The 15,199-nt window shown below is 32.7% G+C and carries 17 protein-coding genes; 15 read left to right on the top strand and 2 right to left on the bottom strand.

All coding sequences use genetic code 11. The features are described from left to right. The first annotated feature begins 8 nt into the window (after positions 1 to 8). From M1D64_RS09815 to dltD, 8 genes are all read left to right on the top strand, one after another. A complete protein-coding gene (locus tag M1D64_RS09815) occupies positions 9 to 440 on the top strand; it encodes a DUF86 domain-containing protein (protein ID WP_002483824.1) in 432 nt (143 codons plus the stop codon). Between the two features lie 6 nt (positions 441 to 446). Beyond that, positions 447 to 1,226 (top strand): TIGR01457 family HAD-type hydrolase, encoded by a 780-nt coding sequence (locus M1D64_RS09810; protein ID WP_041079612.1) that lies wholly within the window; start codon positions 447 to 449, stop codon positions 1,224 to 1,226. A 10-nt stretch (positions 1,227 to 1,236) separates the two neighbouring features. After that, entirely contained in the window at positions 1,237 to 2,196 is a 960-nt protein-coding gene (locus M1D64_RS09805) for a 2-hydroxyacid dehydrogenase (RefSeq protein WP_002483822.1), read from the top strand. A gap of 375 nt (positions 2,197 to 2,571) precedes the next feature. Then, on the top strand, positions 2,572 to 2,718 hold the full coding sequence (locus tag M1D64_RS09800; RefSeq protein WP_011303529.1) for a teichoic acid D-Ala incorporation-associated protein DltX: 147 nt from the start codon (positions 2,572 to 2,574) through the stop codon (positions 2,716 to 2,718). Between the two features lie 14 nt (positions 2,719 to 2,732). Further along, positions 2,733 to 4,196, top strand: a complete 1,464-nt coding sequence (gene dltA, locus M1D64_RS09795) for a D-alanine--poly(phosphoribitol) ligase subunit DltA (protein WP_115338621.1) — start codon at positions 2,733 to 2,735, stop codon at positions 4,194 to 4,196. After that, a complete protein-coding gene (dltB, locus tag M1D64_RS09790; RefSeq protein ID WP_480977475.1) occupies positions 4,193 to 5,407 on the top strand; it encodes a D-alanyl-lipoteichoic acid biosynthesis protein DltB in 1,215 nt (404 codons plus the stop codon). The genes dltA and dltB overlap by 4 nt, the downstream gene beginning before the upstream one ends. A 19-nt stretch (positions 5,408 to 5,426) precedes the next feature. Then, positions 5,427 to 5,663, top strand: coding sequence for a D-alanine--poly(phosphoribitol) ligase subunit 2 (gene dltC, locus M1D64_RS09785; RefSeq protein ID WP_002483818.1), 237 nt, complete (start codon positions 5,427 to 5,429; stop codon positions 5,661 to 5,663). Next, positions 5,660 to 6,808, top strand: coding sequence for a D-alanyl-lipoteichoic acid biosynthesis protein DltD (gene dltD, locus M1D64_RS09780; protein WP_011303526.1), 1,149 nt, complete (start codon positions 5,660 to 5,662; stop codon positions 6,806 to 6,808). Before dltC ends, dltD begins: the two co-directional genes overlap by 4 nt. A 249-nt stretch (positions 6,809 to 7,057) precedes the next feature. Here the strand turns inward: dltD and M1D64_RS09775 are convergent, their stop codons facing one another. Further along, complete coding sequence (locus tag M1D64_RS09775; protein ID WP_002483816.1) at positions 7,058 to 7,300, bottom strand: NifU family protein; 243 nt, start codon at positions 7,298 to 7,300, stop codon at positions 7,058 to 7,060. Between the two features lie 107 nt (positions 7,301 to 7,407). Here M1D64_RS09775 and M1D64_RS09770 point away from each other — a divergent pair, with 107 nt between their 5' ends. Further along, the gene (locus M1D64_RS09770; RefSeq protein ID WP_002483815.1) at positions 7,408 to 7,719 is read left to right on the top strand and encodes a YuzD family protein; all 312 of its coding nucleotides are present in this window, start codon (positions 7,408 to 7,410) and stop codon (positions 7,717 to 7,719) included. Between the two features lie 144 nt (positions 7,720 to 7,863). Here the strand turns inward: M1D64_RS09770 and M1D64_RS09765 are convergent, their stop codons facing one another. Beyond that, entirely contained in the window at positions 7,864 to 8,928 is a 1,065-nt protein-coding gene (locus tag M1D64_RS09765) for an NAD(P)/FAD-dependent oxidoreductase (protein WP_002483814.1), read from the bottom strand. Between the two features lie 420 nt (positions 8,929 to 9,348). Here M1D64_RS09765 and M1D64_RS09760 point away from each other — a divergent pair, with 420 nt between their 5' ends. The 6 genes from M1D64_RS09760 to M1D64_RS09735 all read left to right on the top strand — a co-directional run bounded on the left by M1D64_RS09760 (position 9,349) and on the right by M1D64_RS09735 (position 15,098). Continuing rightward, on the top strand, positions 9,349 to 9,585 hold the full coding sequence (locus M1D64_RS09760) for a YuzB family protein (protein ID WP_002483813.1): 237 nt from the start codon (positions 9,349 to 9,351) through the stop codon (positions 9,583 to 9,585). Between the two features lie 12 nt (positions 9,586 to 9,597). Continuing rightward, positions 9,598 to 9,957 (top strand): HesB/IscA family protein, encoded by a 360-nt coding sequence (locus M1D64_RS09755; RefSeq protein ID WP_011303524.1) that lies wholly within the window; start codon positions 9,598 to 9,600, stop codon positions 9,955 to 9,957. A gap of 234 nt (positions 9,958 to 10,191) precedes the next feature. Further along, positions 10,192 to 11,400, top strand: a complete 1,209-nt coding sequence (locus M1D64_RS09750; protein ID WP_037538897.1) for an NAD(P)/FAD-dependent oxidoreductase — start codon at positions 10,192 to 10,194, stop codon at positions 11,398 to 11,400. Positions 11,401 to 11,641: 241 nt separating this feature from the next. Beyond that, entirely contained in the window at positions 11,642 to 13,123 is a 1,482-nt protein-coding gene (locus M1D64_RS09745) for a M17 family metallopeptidase (protein WP_069825762.1), read from the top strand. A gap of 250 nt (positions 13,124 to 13,373) precedes the next feature. Further along, complete coding sequence (locus M1D64_RS09740; protein WP_069825763.1) at positions 13,374 to 14,690, top strand: Na+/H+ antiporter family protein; 1,317 nt, start codon at positions 13,374 to 13,376, stop codon at positions 14,688 to 14,690. A gap of 30 nt (positions 14,691 to 14,720) precedes the next feature. Next, entirely contained in the window at positions 14,721 to 15,098 is a 378-nt protein-coding gene (locus tag M1D64_RS09735; RefSeq protein ID WP_002483808.1) for a hotdog fold thioesterase, read from the top strand. Positions 15,099 to 15,199 lie beyond the last annotated feature (101 nt).

Genomic DNA, 15,199 nt, shown 5'->3' with positions numbered 1-15,199 from the left:
TGACTAAAATGTATTTTGTTAATAAAGAACAATTGAATACTAAATTAAATTATTTACAACAATTAATTCAAGATTATCCTAGCCATAAAGATAATCATTATGCATTTGAACGTATTGCGCAAATGTTTATTGAATCAGCGGTAGACATTGGTAATATGATTATAGACGGCTTTATACTTAGAGATCCTGGTAATTATAAGGATGTTATAGATATTTTAGCGTTAGAAAAAGTGATATCTAAAGATACACAACATCAAATTAATCAAACCGTTGATGTAAGAAAGCAATTTGTTCATTATTATGATGAACTTAATACGACGACATTGATACCCATCTTTGATGAAGCAGTGCCATTTTATCAAAGTTATATTGATGAAGTAATTCAGTTTTTAAAAAATGAAAATGTTCCAATCACAGCTTTTGGTAAAAAAGGAGAATAAGTCATAATGAAAAATTATAAAGCGTATTTAATCGATTTAGATGGAACGATGTATAAAGGGAATGAAGAAATTGATGGAGCAGCCAAATTTATTTCTTACTTAAATAATCAAGATATTCCACATTTATACGTGACAAATAATTCAACGAAAGAACCAGAAGAAGTAGTATCAAAATTAAATACAATGGGTATTGTCGCACAAGCTGATGAAGTTGTTACATCAGCTTTGGCAACCGCAGAATTTATCGCAGAAGAATCACCTGGAGCAACTGTATACATGTTAGGTGGAAGCGGGTTATCCAATGCTTTAACTGCACAAGGATTGGTACTCAAAGACGATGAATTCGTGGATTACGTAGTGGTTGGTTTAGATGAGCAAGTTACCTACGAAAAGCTTTCAACTGCAACGTTAGGTGTGCGAAATGGTGCTAAGTTTATCTCAACAAACCAAGATGTCTCTATACCAAAAGAGAGAGGATTTTTACCAGGTAATGGAGCGATTACAAGTGTCGTGTCAGTTTCGACAGGTGTCCAACCCGTATTTATTGGCAAACCAGAGCCGATTATTATGAATAAAGCCTTAGAAATTTTAGACTTAGACCGTTCAGATGTAGCGATGGTAGGAGATTTATATGATACAGATATTATGTCTGGTATTAATGTTGATATAGACACGATTCATGTACAAACTGGTGTCACAACTAAAGAAGAAATAGAGAAAAAATCAGTACCACCGACTTATACTTTTAAGGATTTAAATGAAGTGATTAAAGAACTTGAAAAATAGGAGTGTTCGTATGGATAAAATCATTGTTACTCGAAAAATTCCGCAACCTTTTATAGAACAATTAGAAGCGCTTGGACAAGTAGAAATGTGGGATGAGTCACTTATTCCGATGCCTAGAGCGCAATTTTTAGATGCCATCAAAGATGCAACGGCTTGCTTTATAACTTTGAGTGAAAAAATAGATGAAGAAGCCCTGGAAGCAGCACCTAACCTGAAAATTATTGCAAATATGGCAGTTGGTTTTGACAATATTGATATTGATCTCGTAAATAATAAAGGTATTATCGCAACGAATACACCGAGTGTCTTAACTGAAACGACTGCAGAATTAGGATTCACATTAATGTTGGCAGTAGCAAGACGAATTGTAGAAGCTGAGAAATATGTTCAAAATGGCGAGTGGCAAAGTTGGGGCCCATATTTGTTTGCGGGCAAAGACTTGATTAATGCGAATGTGGGTATTTATGGCATGGGTGATATTGGTAAAGCTTTTGCTAGAAGATTAAAGGGCTTTAATACTAAAATCATGTATCATAATCGCTCTAGACATGAAGATGCCGAAAAAGAGTTAGGGGCATTGTATGTACCATTTGATACATTATTAGAACATAGCGATTTTATAATATGTACAGCACCACTCACAAAGGAAACTCAAAATAAATTTAATGCTACAGCATTTAAAAAAATGAAAAACGATGCGATTTTTATCAACATAGGACGCGGCGCAGTTGTCGATGAACAAGCACTAATCGCTGCTTTAGAAAATGGTGACATCGCAGCTTGTGGTTTAGATGTTCTACGTGAAGAACCGATAGATATGAAACATCCACTCTTAGCGATGGCTAATGCCGTGATTGTACCTCATATTGGTAGTGCGTCTGTAATAACAAGAAATCGTATGATTCAACTATGCGTTGATAATATTCGATTAGTATTAAACAATTTACATCCTAAAACACCAATAAAATAATAAAAAGTATCTTGTATTTAGGGATTGGGACTTTCAATACATACGTCCCAATTAAAAAGAGTCTGCGAACATCTATGGATGTTTGCGGGCTCTTTTTTTGATAGCAAAAAACTGATGTATAAAGATAACTGATTTTTAAACCGTTTAGTTTCACTGATTATAAGTGCATTAAATATAATTGTATTTTGAGCATTTTAATATTTTAAACCATCTAACATTTTTGTTATATATAAAATACTTTATTCGATTGTCAGACCATCATAAAAAATGTATAATAAGTTGGTAAAATGTTAAAATATTGTAAATAGCCTTACAATCAAAAAATATTATTATGTAATAAAAAAATAATAGTATAAATAATAAAAGAGGTGGATGATGAGTAAAGAAATGAATAAAAAACCTACCTATCAAAAAATGAAGCCATGGTTATTAACATTATTATATCTTGCTATTTTTATAGCCTTATACTTAATTTACGGTTCTGGAGATACGCATAATAACTTTATTTATAATGAATTTTAATCGAGGAGAAAATTATGAAAGATATTGTATATTCATTAATTGAAAATGAAAAGAATTACCCCGACCAAATTGCAATAAGACATAATGATGAAACAATCAATTATCGAGAACTTAATCAATATACGAATGGACTAGCAGAATTAATAAAAGACAGTCAAAGTCCATTGATCGTATATGGACATATGTCGCCTTATATGATTGTAGGGATGCTTGCAAGTTTAAAAGCAGGTTGTGGTTATGTACCCATAGATGTTTCAATGCCTGAAGATCGAATTAGTTCTATTATTGAAAAAGTAGAACCTGACTATATTTTAAATACGACAGAAAGTTTATTAGACATAAAACATAATCATATTTTTGATTTGAATATATTTAATGACATGGATACATCTATTAAATTTAATGCGCTGATTGAAGATAAAAATATTGCTTATACGATTTTTACTTCTGGTTCAACAGGTGAACCTAAAGGTGTACAAATTCGTTATGATAGTTTAAATCAGTTTACGCAGTGGATGGTCGACCTCAATCAATTAGGTGAAAACCAACAGTGGTTAAATCAAGCGCCTTTTTCATTTGATTTATCAGTAATGGCGATTTATCCATGTTTAGCTACGGCAGGCACGTTAAATTTAGTAGACAAAGCAATGATTAATAAGCCTAAACTATTAAACCAAATGCTAGAAGTAACACGCATTAATGTATGGGTCTCAACGCCTTCATTTATGGAAATGTGTTTAATGTTACCAAATCTTTCAGAAAATCAATATGATAGTTTGAAAGAATTTTTCTTCTGTGGTGAAATTTTGCCACATAGAACGGCAAAAACGTTATTACAGCGATTCCCATCTGCGTATATTTACAATACATACGGGCCTACTGAAGCAACGGTTGCAGTTACAAGCATACGGATTACTGAAGATATCATAAATCAATATAATCCATTACCTGTTGGCGTACCGAGACCAGGCACAATATTGTCTTTAGCTGAGAATGACGAGTTAGTGATAACTGGTCAATGTGTGAGTGCTGGATACGTTAAAGATGAAATGCGCACTAAGGCGGTATTTAAAACATCCAATGGACAGCCAAGTTATTACACAGGTGACAAAGCGACGAAGAAGCATGAGCAATGGTTTATCAATGGTCGCATAGATTTTCAAGTTAAACTTAATGGTTACCGTATGGAATTAGAAGAGATTGAATTTCAATTACGACAGGTTAATGTAATAAAAGAAGCGGTTGTTGTTCCAATTTATAAAAATAGTAAAGTTGTGCAATTGCAAGGTGTAGTCATTTTAAATGAGGAAGTAGATATCGATGCTGAACAAGCTATGATACATAACATTAAACAAGCGCTTAAAAAATCAATTCCAGATTATATGATTCCTAAAAAAATAATATTTAAAGATAAATTTCCATTAACGGCAAATGGAAAACTAGATAGAAAACAAATCGCTGAGGATATACAAGCATGATTCCATATGGCACATTTACATTTTTTCTCATAGCGTTCATTGTACTATTACCTGTCATTATCATGGGGTTAGTTGGCAAGAGAAGTCGAATTTATAATGGTATCAGTACCATGGTGATGATTGTTGTCATTTTTTCTTCAGAAAAACACAATCTTTTTGGACTATCATTTTTAAGTGTACAGTTAATTAATTTTATCTTATACATTCTCTGGCAAGTAGCCATTATCATGTTTTACTGGAAATCACGTGAAAAAAATAATACATTCAGTAAATTTTTTGTCGTTATTGTTTTATCGATATTGCCGTTAGTGGTTGTCAAAGTCATGCAAAGCTCGTGGTTTGGTGCAGCACAATTGAAATTACATGAAAATAAAGTTATTGAATTTATTGGTTTTTTAGGTATTTCATACGTCACGTTCAAAAGTGTACAACTATTAATGGAAATACGAGATGGTTCGATTAAAGAAGTTAAAGTATCGAAAGTATTTCAATTTATATCGTTCTTTCCAACCATTTCATCAGGTCCGATAGATCGTTATAAACGATTTGTTAAAGATGAAGCAAAGATTCCATCCAGTGACCAATATCAAGAATTATTACATAAGGCAATTCATTATATTATGCTTGGATTTTTATATAAATATATCATTGCCTATTTAATTCAAGTTTATGCTATAAACCCACTGTTGTTGGATTTTAATAGTTTTACTGCTAAATGGCTTTATATGTATGCGTATAGTCTGTATTTATTTTTTGACTTTGCTGGTTATTCTTTATTTGCTATGGCCTTTAGTTATTTATATGGAATACAAACACCGCAAAACTTTAAACAACCCTTTAAAGCAAAGAATATTAAAGATTTTTGGAATAGATGGCATATGTCATTGTCATTCTGGTTTAGAGATTGTATTTATATGAGATCGTTATTCTTTATGTCGAAAAAGAGATTGTTAAAAAGTCAGTTCACGATGTCTAATATTGCCTTTTCATTAAACTTTTTAATAATGGGAATTTGGCATGGCATTGAAGTTTATTATATTTTGTATGGCTTATATCATGCAGTTTTATTTATTGGTTATGGTTATTATGAAAAATGGCGTAAAAAACATCCGCCAAAATGGTCAAATCAATTTACGGCACTATTAAGTATTATCGTTACATTCCATTTTGTAACATTTGGCTTTTTCATCTTTTCTGGGAAATTGTTTTAAAATTTAGGAGGAAAATATTATGGAATTTAGAGATCAAGTATTAGATTTATTAACTGAAGTAGCTGAGACTAATGTGATTAAGGAAAATCCTGATGTGGAATTATTCGAGGAAGGTATTATTGATTCATTCCAAACGGTAGGGTTATTACTAGAAATTCAAAATAAATTAGATATTGAAGTTTCAATTATGGATTTTGACAGAGATGAGTGGGCGACACCTAATAAGATTGTAGCGGTATTAGAAGAATTACGATGAAACTAAAACCATTTATACCAATCATTGTAAGTCTTGTGCTATTTGGCATCTTTGTAATGTTGCCAGCGAGTTGGTTTACTGGTTTAATCAATTCCAAAACATTAGCTACGCAACGTGTTGCTCTGACTGATCAAGTATTAAAAGGTACTTTAATACAAGATAAAATGTATCAATCCAATGCATATTATCCTATTTATGGGTCCAGTGAATTAGAAAAAGATGATCCATTTAACCCGGCGTTTTTACTAAATGGTAGAAAAGATGTTCCGAAGCAACCGTTTTTAATTGGGACAGGTGGATCAACCGACTTAGTCAATGCCGTGGAACTTGGTTCGCAATATGAAAACTTAAGAGGCAAAAAGATGGCCTTTATTGTGTCACCACAGTGGTTTACAAAACATGGATTAACACATGATAATTTCAAAGCACGAATTTCAAAGGGACAATTAAATAGATTATTTAATCAAAATCAATTAAGCCCTAAGTTGAAACAACGTTATGCGAAACGTTTATTACAGTTCAAAGATGTTGAAAACAGACCTTATTTAGAAAAAGTAGCAGCAGGCCATATGCCAAAAGAAACTCAATATCTTTCAAAATTTCAAGATAATCAATTGAAAAAAATTGAAGCAATTAAATCAATATATCCATTAAGAACGTCTCCTTTATCACATATCGATCCTGTTACACATAAAAATAGTTCGTGGCATAACATTGAGTCAGCAGCGGAATCATACGGTGAAGCGCGTACCAAGTCAAATCAATTTGGTATTCGAGATGAATATTGGGGTTTAATCAAACAGCATAAACGTAAAATTAACCGAAATTACGAATTCAGACAAAATTCTCCTGAATTTAATGATTTAAAATTACTTGTAGATACGTTACGTGAAGGTGGCGCAGATGTTGAATATGTGATTTTACCTTCTAATGGTAAATGGTATGATCACATCGGAATCAAACAAGAGAGACGTCAAAAAATATATGACAAGATTGACAATACGATTATTGATCATGGTGGACATACCTATAATATGACCGATAAAGATTATGAACCATATGTGGTAAGTGATGCGGTGCATATTGGCTGGAAAGGCTGGGTTGATATCGCAGAACGTATTGAACAACACATGCATAAAAAATAACGTATAAAATTAAACAATCCTTTCAAATTTCACAGTTTATGTGAATTTTTGAAAGGATTATTTAATGGGTTTAAAACGTAAAATAAGCTAAATAATGTCATATTATAAGTGTATAAAACATTTAGTTTAAAATGGATGGTGAAATATTAAAATTAAAAAACCTAGTACACAGTTTTCGTGTTCTAGGTTAAAAAGTGTTCGAAAGCCATTCAATTTTTGATGTTATTATATATATAGTAAGTCTATCAATTAGAATACTTGTTCTACTTCGATTACTCCTGGTACTTCTTCATGCAAAGCACGTTCGATACCTGCTTTTAATGTGATAGTTGAACTTGGGCATGTACCACATGCGCCATGTAATTGTAATTTAACAATACCATCCTCTACATCTACAAGTGAACAGTCGCCACCATCGCGTAATAGGAAGGGACGTAGTTTTTCGATAACTTCTGCTACTTGATCAAACATCGTTACGTTTTCAGTTGGCATAAAAATGCCTCCTTTCAAGTAAATTATTTCATTTTCTACTTATCTTTTTATTATAATAGAAAAATAGGGAAAAATCTATAAATCAAAACAAAAGGGGAGAAAGATATATGGATAAAGTGAGCGTCGTTGTTTATGGAGCAGATGTTGTATGTGCGAGTTGTGTCAATGCACCTACTTCTCGTAACACATTTGATTGGTTACAGCCTTTATTAAAACGTAAATATCCGGACAAACAATTTGAATTTACGTATATCGATATAGAAAAAGATGTAGAAAATCTAACAGATCATGATCAACAATATATTGAACGCATCCAAGAGGATGAATTATTTTATCCCTTAGTTACGATGAATGACGAATATGTTTCAGATGGTTATGTTCAGTTAAAAGATATTACTAAATTTATGGAATTACAGTAAAAAAAGAAGGCGTCTAGGTCATTTGATGATGTGTCCTAGACGCCTCTAAAATTAGCTGTAAATATATTGATCTCAGTGATCATTAGCATATTTGATAAAAAACTAAGCCAAGATAAAAGGCTTAGTTTGGAGCTTCAAAACGATTTAACCGTTATGGTATTTATACATCCATAGGACGCCTGATTTTAAGATAGAAGCTAGACGACCAGTAACGGTGCGGTCCATAATGTATGCGAACCCTTTTTTATCACCAAGTGATCCAAGGAAACCTTGAATTTTAATTTCTGGCATTTTTTCAGGAAGTGGTTTGTTTTGCCATTGTAATTTCATCACATCAGCAATTTGATCACCTTGAGCTTCCGCCAATTGCGCGCTTGGTGCATGAGGTAAATCTGCACAATCGCCGACCACGTAAACATTTTTGTAAGTAGGCACCTGATGATATTGATTTAAAATGACGCGCCCGCCTTTACTGATATCAATAGGTAGGTTTCTAACTAATTCTACTGGTTGGATACCTGCAGTCCACACGATTAAATCAAGTTCTTCTGGTACGTCATTATTGTAAATACAACCGGGTTCAACACGGTTGATATCAGAGTTTGGTACAACTGTGACATCATGTTTTTTGAACCATTTCTCTATATATTTACTTAATTTTTCAGGGAAACGACGTAAAATACGTTCTCCTCTATCATACAGGAAAATTTGTAAATCACTGCGACTTTCACGTAATTCACTAGCTAATTCGATACCGCTTAAACCTGCACCTACAATACCTACTTTAGCACCATTTGGAAGTTCACTAATATGATGGAATGTTTCACGCGATTTAGAAAGTGTTTGAATACTATGTGTGTATTCTTCTGCACCTGGCACATTATGATATTTATCTTCACAACCAAGTCCGATAACAAGTTCATCATAATCAACCTTGGTGTGCCCTACAGATACGATTTGGTCATCCAAATTAATATCAGTAATTTCGCCATAAACGTTATTGATTCTATCTGAATCAGGAAAACTCATGCGGATATCTTTGTCAGATTTTGTTCCCGCAGCTAATTCATAAAATTCTGGTTTTAAACCATGGTATGGCATGCGATCAATTAATGTAATTGAATAATTTTCTGGAAGTGCTGATGGTAAAATATGAGACATGATGCGCATATTACCATAGCCACCACCTAGTAATACTAAGTTTTTCATTTGTGATACCCCTCTAATAAAAATTGTATTGAGCAGAAAAGATATGATAAATTTTTAAATCATTGTAGAACATGTCCATTGCACTTCAATGTAAATAAAATGTGATTAAATCATGTTTTATTCTGCATCGATATACCAATTTTCTATAATCAGCTTACTTAGATATATTATATGCTTTTTTGTTTACTACTACAAATAAAGTAGACGCATTCTAATTTGTCATTACAAAATTTTTAGATAAGTAAATATTAACTTTGAAAATCAAATAATCAAATGTGATTGAGACTGGGCATACATTGATAAAGGTCAACTTAATGATCAATTGAAGCGTTAATCAAAATTTCTGTAAGCTAGTATGTAGATATAGCCCCAGTGTTTTTGTTATAATTGTTTAACTGATAATTAATGAGAGGGTGTAATATGAATCCAATAGTTGAGTTCTGCATTTCGAATTTAGCGAAGGGCGGAGATTATGTATACAATCAGCTTGAAAATGATCCAGGCATAGATGTTTTAGAATATGGGTGTTTACAAAATTGTGGTATATGTTCTAGCGGCTTGTATGCATTAGTGAATGGTGATATCGTTGAAGGTGAATCTCCAGATGATTTATTACAAAAAATATACGCACATATAGAAGAAACATGGATTTTTTAGGAGGTAATTGTTATGACAGTGATTAATATGACAGAGTCAGCAGCTTATGAAGTTAAAGACATGTTACAACAGAACGATATGCCTGATGGCTATTTAAAAGTGAAAGTAAATGGTGGTGGCTGTACAGGCCTAACTTATGGCATGTCTGCTGAAGAAGAACCTGGCGAGAACGATGAAATATTCGAATTTTATGGTTTGAAAGTATTAGTTGATAAGTACGATAAACCAGTATTAGATGGTACGACAATCGATTTTAAACAATCTTTAATGGGAGGCGGCTTCCAAATAGATAACCCGAATGCCATTGCAGCATGTGGTTGCGGTAGTTCGTTTAGAACTGCTAAAGTGGCTGGGACGCCTGAAGATTGCTAATTAAATAAATTGATAAAAAGGCTATGGTTCACTTAAACAATAAGTGTAAACTATAGTCTTTTGTACGTTTATGTGAAATAATAAACAATATGGTCGTTAGCGCTTGAAAATCAACGATAAAAACTATAAAATTGGTATTGGATGAAAATTGTCTTTTTTGTGAATTACTTTTTAAAGATTGGGTAAATAAAAGACGATTGCAACAAAAAAATTATGAAAGCTTAGGTGAATGAAATGGCTCAAGATCGTAAAAAAGTATTAGTTCTAGGCGCTGGTTACGCTGGTTTACAAACTATTACAAAATTACAAAAGCAAATTTCAGCAGATGAGGCTGAGGTTACCTTAATTAATAAAAATGACTACCACTATGAAGCAACTTGGTTACATGAAGCTTCAGCAGGTACAATTAGCTATGAAGATTTACTATATCCAGTTGAAAGTGTTGTTAACAAAGATAAAGTTAACTTTGTAAAAGCAGAAGTAACTAAAATTGATCGCAATGCTAAAAAAGTTGAAACTGACGCTGGAATCTTTGATTTTGATATTTTAGTAGTTTCATTAGGTTTCGAAAGTGAAACATTTGGTATCAAAGGTATGAAAGATTATGCTTTCCAAATTGAAAATGTATTAACTGCACGTAAATTATCTCGTCACATTGAAGACAAGTTTGCTAATTATGCATCTTCAAAACAAAAAGATGATAAAGATTTAGCTATTATTGTTGGTGGTGCTGGATTTACTGGTGTGGAATTCTTAGGTGAATTAACAGACCGTATTCCTGAATTATGTAACAAATATGGTGTAGAACAAAGCAAAGTGAAAATCACTTGTGTTGAAGCAGCACCAAAAATGTTACCAATGTTCTCTGATGAATTAGTTAATCATGCGGTAAATTACTTAGAAAACAAAGGTGTAGAATTTAAAATTGGTACACCAATCGTTGCTGCTAACGAAAAAGGTTTCGTAGTAAAAGTAAATGATGAAGAACAACAATTAGAAGCTAATACAGTAGTATGGGCTGCTGGTGTGCGTGGTAGCAAATTAATGGAAGAGTCATTTGAAGGCGTTAAACGTGGACGTATTGTTACTAAACAAGATTTAACAATTGAAGGATACGATGATATCTTTGTTATTGGTGATTGTTCTGCGTTTATTCCTGCAGGAGAAGAACGTCCATTACCAACTACAGCACAAATTGCTATGCAACAAGGTGAACACACAGCTAAAAATGTTAAAAACATTTTAGAAGGTCAACCTACAAACGAATTTGAATACGTTGATCGCGGTACTGTATGTTCATTAGGCGCTCATGATGGCGTTGGTGTTGTTTATGGTAGAGATATTCAAGGTAAAAAAGCTGCCTTCATGAAGAAAGTAATCGATACACGTGCGGTATTCAAACTTGGCGGTATTGGTTTAGCGTTTAAAAAAGGTAAATTTTAATAAATAAATCCATTGAGATACATTTTTGAATGTGTCGTATGAGATGCAATGAGGCCGGGACATATCATTATGTTCCGGCCTCATTAAGCATATAGATGTTTTTATTTGAATTACATAAGCAGTATCAAGAAATTACTTTAGACAAATATAATTTCTGTTTTTAATCTACAGAAAATAGAAATTTTGAAAATTACATAAACAATATAAGATATTAATTAAGCAGAAAAGAGGAGAAACTATTATGAAATTTAATATTAGTAATCATCAAGAAAGTGACACGGATACATTAGTAATCGGAGTACCTGAGCATTTAAATCAACTAGAAACAGTAGTCGTTGGAAATGAAAACTTAAATGACAAGCTTAAAACATTAAAGCAACATCAAATTATAAGTACAAATATTGCTGCTATTTCTACAACAATGATCAATTTAAATGATAAATTTGTAAAATTAATTACGGTTGGCTTAGGTAATGTAAAATCAACCCATCACAGTGATTATTTAAAAGTATTTGGTCATTTATTTCAATATTTAAAGAAAAACAGAATTAGTCATGTTTCATTATTGTTTGATACATTTCAAGCGCATGAGTTACCAAGAGAAACAATTGCTGAAATATTAGGTCAACAAAGTATGCAATCAATTTATGAATTTGATAATTATAAAACCGATAAATCTGCACCATATCAAATCGATTTAGATATCAGTACTTCCAAAGAAGGGGGTATAGAAGCTGCAATTGAACATGGACAAGCTATTGCATCAGCCATCAATATTGCTAGAGATTATAGTAATATACCCCCTAATATATTGACACCAAGCTTTTATGCTGAAATGATACAGAAACATTTCAATCATACTGAGGTTAGCGTTGATATAAAAGATAGTAAAACACTTCAAGAAGAAGGATTTGGCTTAATACATGCTGTTGGAAAAGGCTCTAAGCATGGTCCTAGAGTCATTACTTTGTCATATAACGGTGGCAACGTAAATGATGCTCCGATTGCATTGGTTGGAAAAGGTATTACATATGATTCTGGCGGTTATTCTATTAAATCTAAAATAGGTATGCAAACTATGAAATATGACATGTGTGGCTCTGCAAATGTCGTAGCCATGATTGACGCAGCACGTAAACTTGAACTAAAGATTAATATTGTTGGTGTTATTGCTGCTGCTGAAAATATGGTTAATGAAATCGCGATGAAACCGGATGATGTATATACTGCATTGAGTGGTGAATCGGTTGAAGTATTAAATACGGATGCTGAAGGTCGTTTAGTATTAGGAGATGCAGTATTTTATGCGAATCAATTCCAACCTAAATTGATTCTTGATTTTGCAACATTAACTGGTGCTGCAGTAGCGGCATTAGGCGATGATAAAGCGGCTGTGTTTAATCATAATGCAGATGAAACTTTACAACATATACTAAACTGCGCACGTCAAATGGATGAATTTGTTTTTGAATTACCAATGACTTCAACAGAGCAAAAATTAATTAGAAATAGTGATGTTGCAGACCTCGTTAACCATACGAATGGTCAAGGAAAGGCATTATTTGCGGCAACATTTATTAATCATTTTGCGGGAGAAACGCCACATATGCACTTTGATATAGCTGGTCCAGCAACGATAAATAAACATACACATAAAGGTCCTAAAGGGCCGACAGGTTATCTTGTTCCTACTATTGTAGAATGGATGCGTCATCTGAAATAGTAAGATTTGTAATATTTTAATACTATAAAAAATGGGCAACATGATGTAATTAACGTTAATGGTTGTCCATTTTTTTGTTATTAATGTCTATAAAAGACAATGACTTAAAGATAGATTTATAAACCAAGTTTACATAGTCTTTTAAATAATAATATTAAAGTTAATAATGTGTTTGACAAGTACTATCGTTATTGATATTATAAATCACATGATACTTTAGTTCGATAACGTGATAAAGGAGTTATGCTTTGTGATAAATGCAGTTGTTATAGCCGTTGTACTGATGATTGTCTTATGTTTATGTAGATTAAATGTAGTTATTAGTTTATTTGTCAGTGCACTTGTAGGTGGATTAATAGCGGGTATGAGTGTTTCTGAAATTGTATCCGTATTTGGTAAAAATATAGTAGATGGTGCAGAGGTGGCACTTAGTTATGCATTGCTTGGTGGGTTTGCAGCATTGATTTCTTATAGTGGTATTACTGACTTCTTAGTGAATAAAATTATAGATGGAATTCATGCAGAAAACAGTAAGATGTCACGAATTAAAGTGAAAATCATTATTATCATTGCTTTACTTGTCATGAGCATAATGAGTCAGAATTTAATTCCCGTACATATTGCATTTATTCCAATTGTCATACCTCCATTAATTAGTTTATTTAATGAACTTAATGTGGACAGAAGACAAATCGCTATTATCATTGGTTTTGGTTTGTGTTGGCCTTATGTATTATTACCTTTTGGTTTTGGTCAAATTTTCCACCAAATCATACAAAATGGCTTTACCAAAGCACATCACCCAATTGAGATGGGTATGATTTGGAAGGCTATGATTATCCCATCGTTAGGTTATATTGTTGGGTTGATATTAGGTATTTATTATTATAGAAAACCAAGAAAATATATCCAACATAAAAAAATTAAAAATAATGATTCAATTGTCATCAAACCTTACGTACTTATAGTAACTGTGATTTCAATCTTAGCTACTTTTTTAGTACAACTCGTTACGGATTCAATGATATTTGGCGCGCTCGCAGGTGTGCTTGTATTCTTTGTTTCAAGAGCGTATAAATGGACGGAATTGGATAAACAGTTTGTTGATGGAATCAAAATTATGTCATTTATCGGCGTAGTCATATTATCTGCAAATGGTTTTGCAGGTGTAATGAATGAAACAGGGGATATCAGCAAATTAGTGGATAGTCTAAGTGGTGTTGTAGGAGACAATAAATTATTGAGCATTATTGTTATGTATATTATTGGATTAGTGGTCACATTAGGTATAGGTTCTTCATTTGCCACAATACCGATCATTGCCACATTGTTTGTGCCACTAGGAGAGTCATTAGGTTTAAGTACGATGGCGCTTATTGCATTAATAGGTACTGCGAGTGCCTTAGGTGATTCAGGGTCACCAGCGAGTGATTCAACACTTGGACCGACAGCAGGTTTAGATATTGATGGACAGCATGATCATATTAGAGATACATGTATACCTAATTTTGTGTTCTATAATATACCATTGATTATTTTTGGAACAATTGCAGCTATGATATTATAGTATTAATTCTATGCAAATGAGGTGTACGTTATGGAAAATATGCTAGATGCTTTAGATATTAAAGTAGAAAAGCAAGAACGTGGATTAATGGTGATGTCAATGCCGGTAACAGATAAGGTGAAACAACCTTTTGGCTATTTACACGGTGGTGCGAGTCTTGCGCTCGGAGAATCTGCTTGTTCTATGGGAGCTGCTTATTTAATCGATACTGAAAAGTATGTTCCCCTTGGATTGGAAATGAATGGTAACCATATTGGTTCAACAACCGAGGGAACCATATATGCGACAGCAACAATTATTCATGAAGGAAAAACAACACAAGTTTGGAATATAGATATTAAAGATGACACAGATAGATTGATTTGTGTGATGCGTGGAACGATTGCGATTAAACCGCTTAAACGCTAAAAGATATTTTACAATAAAAATTGAAAAACAAACACAAATCATTTTATTTTCTAATCAAATCATAGCAATAATAATGAAAGCGTCCGAGACAAAATACATGT

Source organism: Staphylococcus sp. Z5-21, assembly GCF_056529615.1.
The sequence above is the reverse complement of the archived record's forward strand: the minus strand, read 5'-3'. Positions and strand labels throughout refer to the sequence as shown.

Excerpts from the sequence above, each read along its gene's own strand:
- M1D64_RS09800 (WP_011303529.1), top strand. The coding sequence starts at position 2,572 with ATGAGTAAAGAAATGAATAAAAAACCTACCTATCAAAAAATGAAGCCA.
- M1D64_RS09815 (WP_002483824.1), top strand. The coding sequence starts at position 9 with ATGTATTTTGTTAATAAAGAACAATTGAATACTAAATTAAATTATTTA.
- M1D64_RS09760 (WP_002483813.1), top strand. The coding sequence starts at position 9,349 with ATGAATCCAATAGTTGAGTTCTGCATTTCGAATTTAGCGAAGGGCGGA.
- M1D64_RS09775 (WP_002483816.1), bottom strand. The coding sequence starts at position 7,300 with ATGCCAACTGAAAACGTAACGATGTTTGATCAAGTAGCAGAAGTTATC.
- M1D64_RS09770 (WP_002483815.1), top strand. The coding sequence starts at position 7,408 with ATGGATAAAGTGAGCGTCGTTGTTTATGGAGCAGATGTTGTATGTGCG.
- M1D64_RS09755 (WP_011303524.1), top strand. The coding sequence starts at position 9,598 with ATGACAGTGATTAATATGACAGAGTCAGCAGCTTATGAAGTTAAAGAC.
- dltD (WP_011303526.1), top strand. The coding sequence starts at position 5,660 with ATGAAACTAAAACCATTTATACCAATCATTGTAAGTCTTGTGCTATTT.
- dltB (WP_480977475.1), top strand. The coding sequence starts at position 4,193 with ATGATTCCATATGGCACATTTACATTTTTTCTCATAGCGTTCATTGTA.
- M1D64_RS09810 (WP_041079612.1), top strand. The coding sequence starts at position 447 with ATGAAAAATTATAAAGCGTATTTAATCGATTTAGATGGAACGATGTAT.
- M1D64_RS09750 (WP_037538897.1), top strand. The coding sequence starts at position 10,192 with ATGGCTCAAGATCGTAAAAAAGTATTAGTTCTAGGCGCTGGTTACGCT.
- dltC (WP_002483818.1), top strand. The coding sequence starts at position 5,427 with ATGGAATTTAGAGATCAAGTATTAGATTTATTAACTGAAGTAGCTGAG.
- dltA (WP_115338621.1), top strand. The coding sequence starts at position 2,733 with ATGAAAGATATTGTATATTCATTAATTGAAAATGAAAAGAATTACCCC.
- M1D64_RS09765 (WP_002483814.1), bottom strand. The coding sequence starts at position 8,928 with ATGAAAAACTTAGTATTACTAGGTGGTGGCTATGGTAATATGCGCATC.
- M1D64_RS09745 (WP_069825762.1), top strand. The coding sequence starts at position 11,642 with ATGAAATTTAATATTAGTAATCATCAAGAAAGTGACACGGATACATTA.
- M1D64_RS09735 (WP_002483808.1), top strand. The coding sequence starts at position 14,721 with ATGGAAAATATGCTAGATGCTTTAGATATTAAAGTAGAAAAGCAAGAA.
- M1D64_RS09805 (WP_002483822.1), top strand. The coding sequence starts at position 1,237 with ATGGATAAAATCATTGTTACTCGAAAAATTCCGCAACCTTTTATAGAA.